Consider the following 14908-nt stretch of genomic DNA (forward strand, 5'->3'; position numbering starts at 1 on the left):
AGCGTGCCGCGGTCATCCGGCCCGCGTCTTGGCCCGTGTCGAGGAGGACGACGTGCTTCTGACCGGTGGGGACACGATGATGCCTGCGAGGACCGTGGTGGCTCTGCAGGCTAGGGAACGACTGCCGGCCGAATGCGCGCCGACGCGGCACCTGGTCCCTCACGGGTCGCTCACGGGCAGGGCGTCGACGGGAACTTATGAGCCGGCCGGGGACCAGGACGACAGGCAGGCGATCCTCGGGCAGCTCGCCCCGCCCTGGGCCGCCCACCCGGCTTCCAACGCCCACTGGGTCGGCTGGACCGGTGCAGCGCGCTGAGGTTTCACGAGGTCTCCATGCGGTCCGGTGGGCTTCTCTTCCGATGGGCTTCTCTTCCCATGAGGTGGTGAGGTTCTGTGAGGTTTGATGACCTGATCCTGCCGGTGGGGGAGTACCCGGTGGGTGCTTGTGAGAACAGGCAGGAATGGTTGCTTATGTACTCCCGGGGTGTGCCGGTAGCGGTGATCGCCGTGTGGTGCAGGGTCGATGTCCGCCGCGTACACCGCGCCGTCGACAAGCAGATCAGCCGGCATCCGGAGTGGTTCGACCGGTGCTGGCGGATCCACCACCAACCCGCACCCGCCAGGAACACGCAGCGTTATGTGAGGAGCCGGGAGCAGGCGTGGTGGGAGCACTACGGCGACGTCGCCGCGTACATGCGCGATCGCGGTGGTGCCCTGCCGGCGCAGAACGACAGTCCGGGAGCGCGTGTGCTGTACCGGTGGACTGAGGCGCAGCGCCGGCAGTACGACGCCGGCACACTCGCCCAGGACAGAGTTGATGCCCTGGACAGGTTGGGGGAGTGGATCGGCACCAGAAAGGGGGACCCGGAGGAGTTGTGGGCGCAGCGCCTGGAGGAGGTGCGGCAGTTCCGCGCCAATGTTGACCGATACCCGTACTACGACCCGCACCGCCACCCCGACGAAAAAGTCCTCGCCGTATGGCTCGGACGGCAACGCACCTGGCTGCGCAAGAGCCAGCTACGGTCTGACCGGCAAAAACGCCTCGACCGTGTCCTGCCCGGTTGGGATGTCTCCACTGCGTCCAGAGCAGCGTATTGCTGAGTGGCTAGGCTCCGATTTGAATGTCGTACACGCAGACCACCTCTGCAGGCGGGCGCGGGCCGAGTGGCAGAGGGTGCTTGAGCACTCTGTGGCGTGTTCGCCGGGCGGAGAGAATACGGCAGACCTGGAGGACGGGGCGGGTGAGTTTGATTGATCCTCTGCTTGCATCAGTGGGTTACCTCAGTAGAACTAGGAGGTTCTTCACCAATTAAGTGGCCGTGTACGCCTGCTGGCGAAACCGTAATGACCCCAGGGCTACCGAGGGAGGCGCCTTTGGTTGCATTCCAGCGTACCCAGATGGGGTAAGCGCCGCGGTCTCGTGCGTACTGAAGTTTCCCGAGGCTGGAGGCTTTATTTGTCGAGTCCAGCTCGATGACGATGCTCGGAATCACACCATACATTGCCGTCAGGTCTAGTCGTCCTGGTCTGACGTCCCCACTATTGGATGGGACGGGTAGCCGGAGCTCTCTGGCCACGGTGACCCTCAGGTTTTCCATGAACGGAGTGGTGTAGAGAATTGTTTTGATCTCTTGAGTGAGGAATCGTGTCGCGTCGGCGGTGCTCATGGCGGGCAGTACAGGCAGTAGTTCCTGGATCATGGTTGCGATCACACGGGCGAACGGTAAACCCACCCCATAATTGTCTGCGACACCTGTTGGAAGACCGAAACCTTCGCCCCAGAACTGCGCCCCGAACATCTCGACGGGCTGCGCATGAGCGATACTCCGGCCGATCTCAGCCGCGGATGGCCGGCGGAGCAGACGGACAGCTTTTGGCATCTCGGCAAGAGTTGGCGGCTGCTCTCCCCGGATGACGGCGACCGCGGTGTCATACGCGATGACGTGAGTAAGCTTCCCCTCAACCATGCTCCGAAACAACTCCGGAACCTGTTGCTCGTCCAACACCTGACCAGCTAACGCTCGAGCATCTGGAAGTAGGGCGTCGCGTGTAGGAAGAAACAGTGCCTTGTTCTGCTGAAACATGGCATCATTGCAGTTCCAGCAGAGCTCGCGATCCTCATTACCGGGCCGTACGAGAACCGTGTGTCCGCAAGCCAGTCGGACTCGGTCCTCCCTTCCATCCTCATAGCAGTGCTTGCACGCTCGTGAACCACCTGCTTCTGCACGCCACCCTGAAACTGCCCCGCACTGCACGATTGCGGACTCGACGAAACGATGACCGAGTGCGCATACCCACTTCACCTTCACAGGTGAAGAAGAAGAGATGTCGGAGGGGCCGAAGGGATTGGCATCGTCCCACATGTCCAACACTTCAGGATGCCGAGCTGTGACCGTCGTATCAGACTTCGGTATGCGCTTGGAAAGCCCCAGCTTAATCCGATCTGCCGGTAACAGCGGCGGCCATTCCCGCATCATTTCCATATTCCCCCAATTCTCAAACGCCTCAATGCAGAAGCCCTACCCTCGCTAATACCGGAGCGGAGTTCTGAAACTGCAATAAGCAACCTTTTACGTGTCAGCCGGGTGCACCTGCGGGATACCGATCCTCTCGTAGAGGAATTGTTCTCCTACTACTGGGATGCCGTATTTCCTCGCCTTACCGGCCTTGCCGGACAGTGTGTCTGGGTCGGCGGCGATAACTAGATCGGTCTTCTTCGTGGCGTTCTCAGCCACGGTGTAGCCCATCTGCGTCAGGATTTCCGCGAGTTCGCCGCGGGACCGAGCCATCTGTCCTGTCAGTACCAGCACTGCACCGGGCTTGATCGTTCGTGGGTCTACCGTCCTAGGTGTCCGTGTTGCTTGTTCTGGCGCGGCTCGAAGTGCCCTGTCCACGAGAGAAGCGTCGACGCCGAGGATGTCGGCTGCTTTGTACAGGTCATCCTGCTCCTCGTCGGTGATGACACCGTCGGCCCAAGCCGCCAAGACGAGCTGCTCGAGGTAGTAGACGTGGAGGTCGTGGCACCGCTGCTGACTGATGCCAAGTTCATCAGCGAGGGCAAGGAGGTCGCGTTCTTCATGAACGGACAGGTGTAAATCGAGCATGGCTTGGGTGAGAAGGTCCAGGTACTGGTCATGCTCTGCTGGCCCGGTGTACTCAGGCATGTATGCGGTGATGCGGGACAAGAAATGCTTCTCCACCCGATCCGTGGAGGACCGCAGTACAGGTGAAAAGGACGTGACCGCACTTGAGCCCGACGCTGGCCAGGAGATGGTTGTTGCTCGCTCGAGAGCCATGGCCCAGTCGACGCGGTCGGGATCCATGTCGATGTACCGGCCCAACAGACCAGCTGCCGCAAAGGCGTCGTCTCCGGCGCAGTGTGCCTTATAGTCAGTGACACTCAGGAATTCGCAGCAGTGCGCGAGGGATCGGCCGTTGCCGTACACATAGTCATGGGCGAGTTGCATCGTGCAGAGTCCGGTAAGGAACCGCTCGGGCAGGTGCAAACTGGCGAGCTTGTACTCGTGAGCGAGGAACCCTGCGTCGAAGGCGATATTGTGGGCGACCATAATGGAACCCTGAAGGATCTCAGTCAAAGTGGGCGCGACTTGGGCGAACGTGGGTGCGTCGAGGATCTCAGCTGCCCGGATACCGTGCACGCGCTGAGGCCCAAGGTCACGGTCAGGGTTAATGAGTGTCTCCCACCGATCGACGACCTGACCGGAGGCATCGACGCGCACGACGCCGATCTCCGCTATCCGGTGATTACCTCCGGGCCGGAATCCGGTTGTTTCGACGTCGACTACCGCGAAGAGTGGTTCAGCCACGATCGCTCACCCACTCCGAAGCCGGCGTTGGCCAGGAACGGACTGTTGGGCCTCCGACTCCGTTGAAGTACTTCCGGGATTTCCGGAGGCGATCGTTCTCAATGTCGATCCAGAAGTTCAGTAGCTTGATGCAGCCATTCGCGACACGGAGCGCGTCAGCGTTCACCGGGTCTGTGCAGTCCTTCGACGTTCTCCAAACGTCCGGACGAGGACTTGCGGGCCAATCAATGTCCAGCAGTGGTGCTTGCCGTTGGTAATCGGGCGGTGTTTGGCCAGCTGCGCGTGCTGCCTTGCGTTCAGCGACCTTCGTCCGGTTATAGGCGGCTCGGCGATCGTTTTCCTGCCAGAACATCTCCTGCAGTATGTCTACCCAGGAGGCGCAGTGGGCGAGGAACGTGTCCGGGTCAAACAGGGGAGCATCGTAGACCTGCGGCTCATCGCATGCTTGCTCAGCCCGCGCGGTCAGCAGGATCGGACGTTTGTAGGTCAGGCTTCGAAAGGCCCGCTCATCGAAGCCATCTGAGACAACGGCGTTCGTCGCAGTGGCCCGCAGCGGGCCGGTCAGGGCTACCGCCGATACCTGCCAGAGCCCCCAGCGACCTTCATGAATATCAAGCACGGTGATCCCATGCGAGACGGCATCGATAGTGGACATAATTTCCCCCTAGGCCAGTTACTGTTCGTGATCCTAGGGGCATGTCCGTTAGGAAGCCCTGTCCCTCGCCGATGCGTAGGTTAACCACAGCAGTTCCTGACGATTTGCTGAGTTTCAGGGACAGTATCCTTTTCGGAGTCGCTCTACACCCCGCGCGGAAAGAGTCTCATACGGGTAGCTGCACCAACAGCTAGGGGTTAAGTTTCCGCGTCAGCGCTATCTGATGAGAACAGTGAGATCCACTTCATGTCCGGCGCCTCGAATCTCGCCGGCAAGTTTACCCTTCCAGGTACCGAAAGTGTCGTACGGGATGCAGAGCATTCCCCCGGTATCTCCTGACTCCTCCACCCCTCGCCCAATAGCACGGGGGACTGACGAAGCTTTGCTTGACGCCTGTATCTGCGTTGGTGAAACACCGGTAATAGCGTATATGACACGATCAGTCGGCGAACGTGCAGTCAGATCCAGAACGAAAGGATTCGTTCATTGCCTGGCCGGTTGACCTTGTTCGTTCCTACCTACATTCTCAACAGGTGAACCCTGAAGAGAAACGCATTGCCTTGCTCATCGATGCTGACAACGCGCCGGCGTCCAAGGTCGACGTCGTCCTTGCCGAAGTCGCCAAGCACGGCGTCGCGAACGTGCGGCGCGCTTACGGCGACTGGAAAAGCCCTCATCTTCAGCAGTGGGAAGCCGCACTTCACCCCTACGCGATACGGCCCATGCAGCAGTTCGCCTATAGTACCGGCAAAAATGCCTCCGACATGGCCATGGTGATCGACGCGATGGACCTACTCCAGGCAGGCTCAGTCGACGCGTTCGCCCTGGTATCCAGCGACGCGGACTTCACCCCACTGGTAATGCGGATCCTGGCCGATGGGTTGAAGGTGTACGGGTTCGGGGAGAGGAAAACGCCGGAACCATTCGTCAATGCTTGTTCGCTGTTCACCTACGTCGAGGGACTGGGGCAAACGCCGGTAAGCCCCGATGCCTCCGCGGGAGGCGGGGTTGACCCGAAGAAGCTCCGAAGTGATACCCGTCTTGTGCTCCTGATACGCAACGCTGTCGAGGCGGCCAGTGGAGACGATGGATGGGCACACCTGTCCACAGTGGGAGGACACATCAGCAATCAGGCATCCTTGGACCCCCGGAACTACGGATACCGGAAGCTCAGCGACCTCATCGACGGGATCGGTCTGTTCGACCTGAAACGAGAGAGCCTACGAGTGCTGGTACGGGACAAGCGCACCGCGGTTCGCAGCAGCACCACCACATGAAGCCTGAATTGCCACTGCCTGCTGCCAGCTAGTCTTTCTAGTCTCTCTCGGGGTTGCCGTGCCAGGCGCGTAGCCCTGGAGATCGGGTCTCCCATCGGCTCTCTGCGACGATTCTGACTCGCTGCAGCATCGCTCTCGAGCTTTCCTTGTAGGCGGTGATTAGACTTTGGACGTAAGAGGAGCCGTAGCGTGCGAACGAGATGCGATGCCGGACCTCCAGACGGGTTCCCGCGGCTGTATCTATAAGGACGTAACCGGTCGTGGGCGGGTACTGGCCACCGTCGATTGGCCGGGTGATTGAGCACTCTTCAGCGACCTCATCAACGATCTCTACGGCTACGACCTGTTCCTTGCCGCCGAGTGTGTGGGGAGTGGTGATGGAACAGGCGTGGAACCAGGTGCGCGACGGTGCGAAGCTTCAGGGGTGGACTGAAGCAACCGCCAACGGGTGGGGTGCGCTCATCCTCTGGGTGGCAGGACCAGCCAACACCTGCCGTGTGCCGGCAGCCGCGCGGGACCGGCATACCGAAGTGCTCGTCATGACCGGCGGGGCTGTCGTGGAACAGCCGAGCATGCTCAGCGACGCCGACCTGGCCTCCATCGACGACGACATCGACACATACCTGGCCGCTGCAGGTGTCCCGCCGCTGCCGCAGCTACACCTGGTTCATCCGTCGGCCGGCCCGGTGCGACACGGACGCGGCATTCTGGGCAGCCATCAACCAAGGCGTGCAGGAAGCCGCACCGGATGCCATCGAGCCGCTCGAGCTACGACTCGTCCTCGACGGCGTACTCCGCACCCTCTATTACTAAGGCATACCGGTTTCGACCCCTCGAGGCGGCGACTAGACGCACCTTAAGCGGCTCTCCGTAATTGAGAGTGTGGGCGGGGTGTAGCCGGGGTGGGCGCGTCGGTGACGGCATAGAGGTCGAGGCCTTCCAAAGATGGTGGTTCCTACACGCACCATTTGAAAGACCTCCACGTGCCTAACGCTACTTTCGTCCGTTCTGACCTCACCACGTTCTGCCGCCTAGACGAGCTCGGTCTCGAAGCCGTTGGCCAGCACCTCAGCCCGGGTCGGGCCGTGACTGAGTGCCGTGTCCTTCCACCCGATCGATGGTGTCGGTCCTGTGGCGTTGAGGGTATGGTGCGAGACACCGTTGTCCGCCGGCTCGCCCCTGAGCCGTTTGGCCGCCGCCCCACCATGTTGCTGATACGAGTCCGCCGCTACCGGTGCGAGCACTGCGGGCGGACCTGGCGGCAAGACACCTCGAAGGCAGCTGATCGGAGGGCGAAGATCTCACGCCGTGGACTGTCATGGGCGTTGTTCGCGATCGTGGTCGACCACCTGACCGTGTCCCGGGTCGCAGCCGGTTTGTGCGTGTCCTGGCATACCGCGAACACCGCGGTTCTGGCCGAGGGAAAGCACCTGCTGATCGATAATCCGCAGCGGTTCGAGGGTGTAACCGCGATCGGTGTCGATGAGCACGTCTGGCGGCATACCCGCAAGGGTGACAGGTTCGTCACCCTCGTCATCGATCTGACGCCGATCCGCGAGAAGACGAGCCCGGCATGCTTGCTGGACATGATCGAGGGCCGCTCCAAGCAGGTGTTCGAGACCTGGCTTGCGAACCGTCCGCAACCATGGTTGGACGGGGTGGACGTCGTGGCGATGGATGGGTTCACCGGGTTCAAGACCGCGACCATGGAAGAGCTCCCCGACGCGGTGCCGGTGATGGATCCGTTCCATGTTGTCCGCCTGGCAGGGGATGGGTTGGATCGGTGCCGCCAACGCATCCAACAGGAAACCCTCGGGCACCGTGGACGCTCTGGTGACCCGCTCTACCGGGCCCGACGAACACTACATATCGGTGCCGGTCTGCTCACTGAGAAGCAACAGACCCGGCTGCACGCGGTCTTTGCAGAAGATCAACATCTCGAGGTGGAGGCGACGTGGGGGATCTATCAGCGAATCGTCGCCGCGTACCGGGAACCCGACAAAAAGAAGGGTAAGCAGATGATGAAAGCCGTCATCGCCTCCGTTACTACCGGTGTCCCGGCAGCTCTGGTCGAGATCCGAAGGCTCGGCCGGACCCTTAAACAACGGGCGTCCGACGTGCTCGCGTTCTTCGACCGCTCCGGCACCAGCAACGGCCCGACCGAAGCTATAAACGGGCGCTTGAGCACCTTCGAGGCTCAGCCCTCGGCTTCCAAAACCTCACCCACTACATCGTCCGATCACTGCTCGAATCAGGCGGCTTCAGACCCTACCTACACTCTTATTTACGATGAGCCGTTGAACCGCTCTGGGTTTTCAAGGTCAGGAGTCTCCATCAAACCAAAGCGGTTCAGTCCATTGGTGAGTCGTCGTCAGAGCGGTGGTGGGCTCAAGTCAGGTTGCGGAGGTGGTCTCCGCTCAAGCTCGCATAATCAGGGGTTCTCAGTCCGCAGCCCAGGTCGCAGAGCGCATCGGTGTAAGCCGCACGACTGCATACCGGGCGCTCACGATGAAGAAGTGAACCGCTCCGTGCGCCACCCAGAGCGAGTCGACCCCCTGACCGGGGAGAGTTGCACTTGCGCTACGCGAAAGGATTGACTCGCTGAGTCCCTGGTCTGTCTCCAGTCGGCTTGTACGCACACGCGTACGCGTGCTCTAGCTTCGGAAGTAAATCCTCGTACCCGAACTCCCTCGCAAGAACGAGATCGATGCGGTCAGTGATGTCTCTCATCTCCGAAAGCACTACCGTTCCCATGAGCTTCTTGGCGTAGTTCGTGTACATTTCGTGATTTGGGAAATCCTCCACCAAATCACGAGCGGCAGCGATGATCGCGGCTCGGCTCGGCTCAGATAGCCGCTGCGGATCGATCGGTGTGCTCTTCAGCCCCTCGACAGTCACATCGAAATCGTCCCCCGTGCTGTACCACCACACGAAAGCGAGCTTCGACGCCAAGACGCCGAGGGTCAAAAACGCAGCGTCGTCATTATCGACCTTGAGTCGACCGATCTTCGTCTGAGGAGTCGGGGTGCCGTCCTGCTCGTAAGCGGGCGGGTCTTGCAGGAAAACAGACAGCCAGTAGAGCGCAGTCTGCTTGAACCCCACCGACGCCTTGCCGTGCTGGCGAGTCACGCTACCCACCGTCCCCGGCACTGCCGACAGCTTCGTAAGTATGGACAAGAACTCATCGTTCGCCGGGCGTATCCAGCCGAAACTCGACTTCATCATCGACTCAAGCTCTATGTACTGAAGGTTCTCGAACAAGCTCGGGCGGTATGCGTCATACCAGCGGTGCGTCTTGGTTGCGAAGAGCGTGAACCCAGTGGAGGTCTTAGCACCGATCAAGATGGTGCTGCGAACGCCCAAACCGGCGGAAAAGAGCGCAGCGGGATTTCGGGAGAAGCTGCTCGCCCAGACAGTCGCAAAGCGCTTCTCCAAGAACTTCCGAAGAAGCGCGTAGTCCGCGCCGAAGACGGACGAGATCGGGACGATTAGCGCGAATCGACCACTCGAATTTGTGATCTGGGCTGCTCGCTCGGAACACGGCGCATAGATGTCCGGGAGGTCATTTGTCTGGAACCCTCTGTACCGATAGTCGGTGATCTTGCCCTTGGCGATATAGGGCGGGTTTCCGATCACTACGTCGAAGCCACCCCGGTCGAATACCTCGGGAAACTCGATGAACCAGTGGAAGGGGGTGTGAGACTCGACCCATCCGTCGAAGTCCTTGTCTCGACTCGGAAGCGCGAGGAAATACTGCTGGTTCACCTCAAGGCGCACTTCATCGAGTAGCGCCGTGAGCTCGCTGCGAAGCGAGCGAGCCTCTTCATCAAGACCCGCTTCTTGAGCCGTGCGGAAGAGCGCGAAGGCAGACGAGATTCGGCTTGCGGACGCGGCGACCTTGGAAGCCTCCAACCCACTGAAGAGGTCGGCGCTGAAGTCCTCAATCTCGGCTGCATTCAGAGCACCAACGAGGATGTTCCCCGGCTTGATGTTGAACTCAAGGTCTGGCAGCGGCTCGAGCTTTTCCTTATCGTCGATGGTAGCCACGAGCTTCAGGAACAGTCGCAATCGAGCGACCTCGACTGCCTCCTTCATGATGTCGACCCCGTAGAGGTTGTGAAGGCTTGCGTGCTTCAAAAGGAAATACTCCGCGTTGGGGTGCTTCTCGATGTCCGCAATGAGTTCGTTGAGCGCCGGGTGAGAACCGTTGTTCACCGCGTGCGCAGCATCGATCACAGCCGAGTAGAGCGGCGAGAGAACCTTCAGCGCAGCGAATAGGAATGCCCCTGAACCGCATGTAGGGTCGACGACGCGGATTTCACTGAGAACCTTCCATGCAGCAACTACCTGAGCCGGTGACTGGATCAAATCGAGGTAGTCGATCGTGAGCGTTTCGAGGTCAACGTTTGCCGTTACGGCTTCGTCCACTGAACTCACCATTCCCGCCGCGAGACCGGAGAGAACAGCGCGATGCGCCTCGCGGCGTGCGTCAACCTCCCACCAGGATTCACCGGGCAGACCGAACTTTTCGGGTGCAATTGCGCCCCAGTTTGGACGCGACTTGTCGGAGCGCTCTTCCTCGATGTCAGCGGGAAAATCGAGGTCAGCACCGAGACCGAGACTGTTCCAGACGTATCGGTCGGGATCAGCAGCCAGCAAGTCCCAAGGTGAACCATCGGCGACAGCTTGCAACCGTTCGAGCACGACGGGCAGCAGCGTCGCAGTCGTCATGTAGTGGGTGACATCTTCCTTCGTGTAGTAGGCACCCTGCTGCTTCTGGTTGATGAACTGCTCAAAAATGTAGCCGAGAACGTCCGGGTTGATTTCATTTTGGTTGGCAGACTCTCGGTCGTCAAGATGCCACTGGTAGCTGTCGAAGAGCACGAAAATCTCTTCGAACACGTCGTCAGAGATTTTAATCTCGTTGGCGCATTCAAGTTCGTGGTGAGCAAAGATTCCGCCGTTGATGTAACGGACATCTCCGACGAGCTTCGCAATCGCTGGGTCTTCAAACTTGTGATCGGGGTCGCCGAGTCCGGAGTGAAACAGAGGGATGAGGAAGTCGCGATAGAACTCGTAGAATGAGCCCTCGCCGTTGAGGGCGCGAATGTCGTGAAGTCGGTTGCGAAGGTAGTTTGGGTCGCTGTCCATGAACAGCTTGCGCTGCATGAAGTAGATGAACATAAGTCGGTTCATCATGAGTGCGGAGTACCAGTCACGATCTTTCTGGTCGAAGATGCCATTGATGGCAAGAGCGAGGGCGCGTTGCTTATCAATGAACTGGTTGTAGAACTTCCGAGTCACCTGCTCCGCGTCGAACGCGGATCGCATCTTTCGAAGGACATCGATGAGATTGACGTTTTCGTCGAACCCAATGGAGATCATCTGAAGTCGTTGGTCGAGCGCAGCGTTGTCGCTGCCGACGAAGTGCTGATGTCGAACGAGACGCGGCTGCCCAGCACCCTCAGCATCAGGTGACTGCAACCACGACCAATCTTGGCGGTGGTTGCCCGCAAAGATTAGGAGCCGTTCGCTGGAAGCCTTCCGCACCTCTTTGTCGATCAGCCTTTGGGTTCGTCGGTCGGGAAGCTCAGCGCAGAGCCAAACTCGGAGACCGGAGAACCCGGCGACTTGACTGAGCGTGTAGTGGTTCCGTTCGACCTCGATTTTGAGGGGCTGCAAGTCAGGTTGGTTCCAGAGCAGTTCTTCGATGAAGAGCGTCCTGAAGTCTCCCGCGTTGACAAGGTCGATCCGCCTACTACTCATGCCGTGATTCCCATCGAGCAAACAATATGGATCGGATCGGCTCCCGAAGAGTCCACCACGAGTCGCTTGTCGCGGTGAAGGAGGATGAGCAGTTCCGCCAGGTCTTCTACGTCAGAACGAACCCTGAGAGCGGTGATGAAACGCTGCTCTGCATCGCGCGTCAGGGGGCGACGGAAGAGCGTTTCGAGTGCTTCAGCAACATCACCCTGGTTGGTGACGAACGAGCCGTTCAGCTTCGCCCATACCCTTTTCCGAACACCGCGCAGTCTGCCCTCTGTGTTGCCATTCTGCGTGAGCTTGCCCTGCGCCATCGCCATGAGCGTTGGAAAATGGTCGGCTCTTGCCTGCAGCGCTGGCGTGTCCGGCTCGCACGCGAAACGGGCTAGGGCTTCTTGTCCCGTAAGCAAGCTGATACCGGCAGCGCTCCCAAAACCGAACCCGTCATTGCCCGCCTCAGTGCGGACGTAGCATACGACGCCGTCCGCATCCCGCTCGGATGCGATCGCACGTGTCGCGTAGATCATGTCAGGTCGGGTAATGACCTTTTCGGTGATCTCGGGGTGTTCCTGCTCGGCGTTGTTCCAGACTTCGTAAGCGAGGCTCGACGCATCGACTTCGGTCTCAAGCTGCGTGTCGTCGAGGTGACCCTTGTAAAGGTCTTCAATGATCTTGGTCTCCTCCGGCGACCCGAAGAACTGCTCGTCCGACCCGAACACTTCAGCGTTCGCGTGCAGGCGGTCGGAGATGCGCGAACGAAGGTTCAGGACGTTCTCGACCCCAGCGTGGAAGAACGAATAAATGCGAACGGTGTCCGATTTCTGACCAACACGATCAACACGACCCGCCCGCTGAATCAGTCGGATGATCGCCCACGGCAGGTCGTAGTTGACGACAATGTGAGCGTCCTGAAGGTTCTGCCCCTCTGAGAGGACATCAGTCGAGACGAGCACCCGAAGCTCGTTCTCCCGATCAACGAGTTTCTCAAGTTCGATGTCGCTGAGCGTCGCCGAGTTCAGCGTGTTCGAAACCGGAGAGAAGCGGCGAGCGACATCCGTTGGATTCCCGGTATGCCCGGTTGCCAGTCCGACCTTTGTCACTCCGGCATCAGTCAACGCTTGGGCAACGTAGTCCGCCGTATCGCGATACTCCGTGAAGATGAGCACCTTCTCGTCGGGGTGGTCCTCTGTGACGAGCTTCACGAGCCGCGAGAGCTTTGAGTCAACGTCGCTCGACCACTCGCCGAAGCCAGTCATCATGTCGCGCAGAGCATCCGTATCCGCCTTGAGGTCATCCAGCACGCGATCTTCAAAGACGTTCGCGCGAATCCATCGAACCTTCTTCGCACTAAGTTTGGTGATTGCCTCGTAGTCAGCCTTGCCCGCATCAAGCACTTCAAACTCGGAGTCGCCAAAATCGTCCTCGGCGTCATCATCGCTTTCCGACGTAGAGAGCATCGGGTCGAGCAAAGTCCCAAGCGGGAGGTCGAGCTTGTTCTCCAGCGCGTAGATGTACAGCTCGTTGCGCGCGACGTGACGACGGAGGGAGAGCATGAACGAGTGCCCGCAGCTTGACAAGCGCTTGTACAGCCCGCTCCGAACGAACCCAAGCAGGTGCCCGCTCCCACGTTCGAGTCGTTCAACAAGCGCTTTTTCCGATGCCGACAGCACCAGCCTGGGCTTCAGATAATGGGCAAGGTTGTAGCGGGGTAGGAGCAATGAATCGATGGTGTTGAGCGTGGAGTTGTCCGACATAAGCGCTGCGGGGTCGTCATCGTCAAACGGAAGGTCGAGCGGTTGGGGCTTGCGATCAGGGAACGTGAACCGCGCACCGTTGGCGAATTCGAGGTAATCGATCCCGTCCTCGTCCTTCTTCGAGTAATTGTTCTTGATGAAGGATCGCGTGCGTCGAATGAGGTGGTCGCTCATCAGACGCTTCCAGTCTTCTGGCTCCTCCGAACGCTTGAAGGCGTCGAGGGTGCTGGTCTTCCCGTCGACCCGATCGGCGAACCTATCGTCTTTCGCCATCGCAGCGAGGGGCTGAAGCCCCAGGTCGTCATCTGGCTCGACGTAGAGTCCAAGCTGATTCCCGACATCCTTGAACCGGATGTTGTAGGGGGTTGCAGTGAGCAGGAGCACCTTGCTGTCGAAGGCTCGGATGTACTCATGGAGCGCTTGGTAGTCCTGTCGCTTTTCGTTACGCATCGTGTGCGATTCGTCAACGATGACGAACTGGTGGCGACCTAAGTTCGGAAGCTCCTTAGCCGCCATCGAGTACGAGACGACCCGTCCGTTGATCTCGTACTTTTCGCGGTACTCGTCCCACATCTTGACGAGGTTAGGAGGGCAAATGATCAGAGTCCGATACCCCTCGGCTTCGTTGAGCATCACGGCTGTGGCGGTAGCCGTGATCGTCTTCCCAAGTCCGACGACATCTCCGAGCATTGCACCGCCTCGAGTCATGATTCGACGACTAAGGGTCTTTACTGCGCTCTCCTGGAACTCAAGAAGCTGGGAACGCATCGACGCTGGGAGGGTGTATTCGATAAGACCTTCACGAACATCGCGCGATAGGTGCCAGCACACCTTCAAGTAGACCTCGTACGGCGAAAGTAGCTCTTCGCTCGCCCACGACTCATCAATTACCTCGATGATGTCGTCAGTGATGTCGATGCTGAAGACATCGTTCCAGCGCTCGGTGAACCACTTGTCGAGCTTCTCCGCCCCATCGGAATCCATCACGTCTACGTTTAGCTCGTAGTTGTGCTTCAGCCCCGCGACCGTGAGGTTGGAGGAGCCAACGAAACCGATGATGGGGTTGTTCACATCTTGACGGTGACAGAGGTAAGTTTTGCCGTGCATGGGACGCCTGGTGAACAGCTTGATCTGGACGCGACCATCTGCGAGTTGCTTACGAAGAGTTCGGAGGGCTTCTTCGTCGGAGAGATTGGGGACGCCGCGCATGAGTTGCGTGCGGAACTTCAGCTTCGCTTGCTGCTGACGGGCAAGAGCCGTCTCCCTGTCGATCCCATCGGCGGAATCATCTGCACCTTCCAGCGTTCGCTGGAGATGTTCGATTACCTGCTTTTCCGGATCGGCATGGGTCATCCCCACCAAAACGCGGGCGATGGCGGCATTGGTCGGGTCGCGCCCTTCGATGGCGTCGCCAAAGAGCTTCCAACCACGCAAGTTGAAGTAACCGACTGCTGAATCAATTCGTTCGGAGGTCTTAAACGTCTCAACCAGATGGGAGCCGAGTTCCTTCTCGATGTTGTCAAAAATGCGGGTCATTGCTGCGCTCCGAATCGGTGGTGCGTAGGGCCTAGTCGCCCCAAGCTCAGGCTACCGTTTCGTCAGCAATCTCGCGTGGCATCCAGCAGTGTCACC

The 14908-nt window shown here is 59.5% G+C and carries 9 protein-coding genes and 2 pseudogenes; 6 read left to right on the forward strand and 5 right to left on the reverse strand.

Annotated elements, in window-relative coordinates:
• Positions 1–52: 52 nt before the first annotated feature.
• Positions 53–316 (forward strand): hypothetical protein, encoded by a 264-nt coding sequence (locus ACX80U_RS03740; protein WP_459267467.1) that lies wholly within the window; start codon positions 53–55, stop codon positions 314–316.
• Positions 317–393: 77 nt separating this feature from the next.
• Positions 394–1101 carry a helicase associated domain-containing protein gene (locus tag ACX80U_RS03745; RefSeq protein ID WP_459267468.1) on the forward strand — a complete coding sequence of 236 codons (708 nt, stop codon included), beginning with the start codon at positions 394–396 and terminating at the stop codon, positions 1099–1101.
• 167 nt (positions 1102–1268) lie between these two features.
• Here the strand turns inward: ACX80U_RS03745 and ACX80U_RS03750 are convergent, their stop codons facing one another.
• The 3 genes from ACX80U_RS03750 to ACX80U_RS03760 form a co-directional block, all read right to left on the reverse strand.
• Complete coding sequence (locus tag ACX80U_RS03750; RefSeq protein WP_459267469.1) at positions 1269–2483, reverse strand: hypothetical protein; 1215 nt, start codon at positions 2481–2483, stop codon at positions 1269–1271.
• An 87-nt stretch (positions 2484–2570) separates the two neighbouring features.
• A complete protein-coding gene (locus tag ACX80U_RS03755) occupies positions 2571–3827 on the reverse strand; it encodes an exonuclease domain-containing protein (RefSeq protein ID WP_459267470.1) in 1257 nt (418 codons plus the stop codon).
• Positions 3820–4482: a hypothetical protein gene (locus ACX80U_RS03760; protein ID WP_459267471.1), complete on the reverse strand. Its 663-nt coding sequence runs from the start codon at positions 4480–4482 to the stop codon at positions 3820–3822. The genes ACX80U_RS03755 and ACX80U_RS03760 overlap by 8 nt, the downstream gene beginning before the upstream one ends.
• A gap of 533 nt (positions 4483–5015) precedes the next feature.
• Here ACX80U_RS03760 and ACX80U_RS03765 point away from each other — a divergent pair.
• The 4 genes and pseudogenes from ACX80U_RS03765 to ACX80U_RS03780 all read left to right on the forward strand — a co-directional run bounded on the left by ACX80U_RS03765 (position 5016) and on the right by ACX80U_RS03780 (position 8052).
• Positions 5016–5759 (forward strand): NYN domain-containing protein, encoded by a 744-nt coding sequence (locus ACX80U_RS03765; RefSeq protein WP_459267472.1) that lies wholly within the window; start codon positions 5016–5018, stop codon positions 5757–5759.
• Positions 5760–6136: 377 nt separating this feature from the next.
• Positions 6137–6355 (forward strand): annotated as a pseudogene (locus ACX80U_RS03770) (DUF5956 family protein); the annotation flags it as partial.
• A 40-nt stretch (positions 6356–6395) separates the two neighbouring features.
• The gene (locus tag ACX80U_RS03775; RefSeq protein WP_459267641.1) at positions 6396–6572 is read left to right on the forward strand and encodes a hypothetical protein; all 177 of its coding nucleotides are present in this window, start codon (positions 6396–6398) and stop codon (positions 6570–6572) included.
• 170 nt (positions 6573–6742) lie between these two features.
• A pseudogene (locus ACX80U_RS03780) lies at positions 6743–8052 on the forward strand (ISL3 family transposase).
• 287 nt (positions 8053–8339) lie between these two features.
• Here the strand turns inward: ACX80U_RS03780 and ACX80U_RS03785 are convergent.
• Both ACX80U_RS03785 and ACX80U_RS03790 read right to left on the reverse strand, forming a co-directional pair.
• Positions 8340–11525, reverse strand: a complete 3186-nt coding sequence (locus ACX80U_RS03785; protein WP_459267473.1) for an Eco57I restriction-modification methylase domain-containing protein — start codon at positions 11523–11525, stop codon at positions 8340–8342.
• Positions 11522–14812 (reverse strand): helicase-related protein, encoded by a 3291-nt coding sequence (locus tag ACX80U_RS03790; protein ID WP_459267474.1) that lies wholly within the window; start codon positions 14810–14812, stop codon positions 11522–11524. Before ACX80U_RS03790 ends, ACX80U_RS03785 begins: the two co-directional genes overlap by 4 nt.
• Between the last annotated feature and the right edge of the window lie 96 nt (positions 14813–14908).

It is taken from the genome of Arthrobacter sp. TmT3-37 (assembly GCF_054510835.1).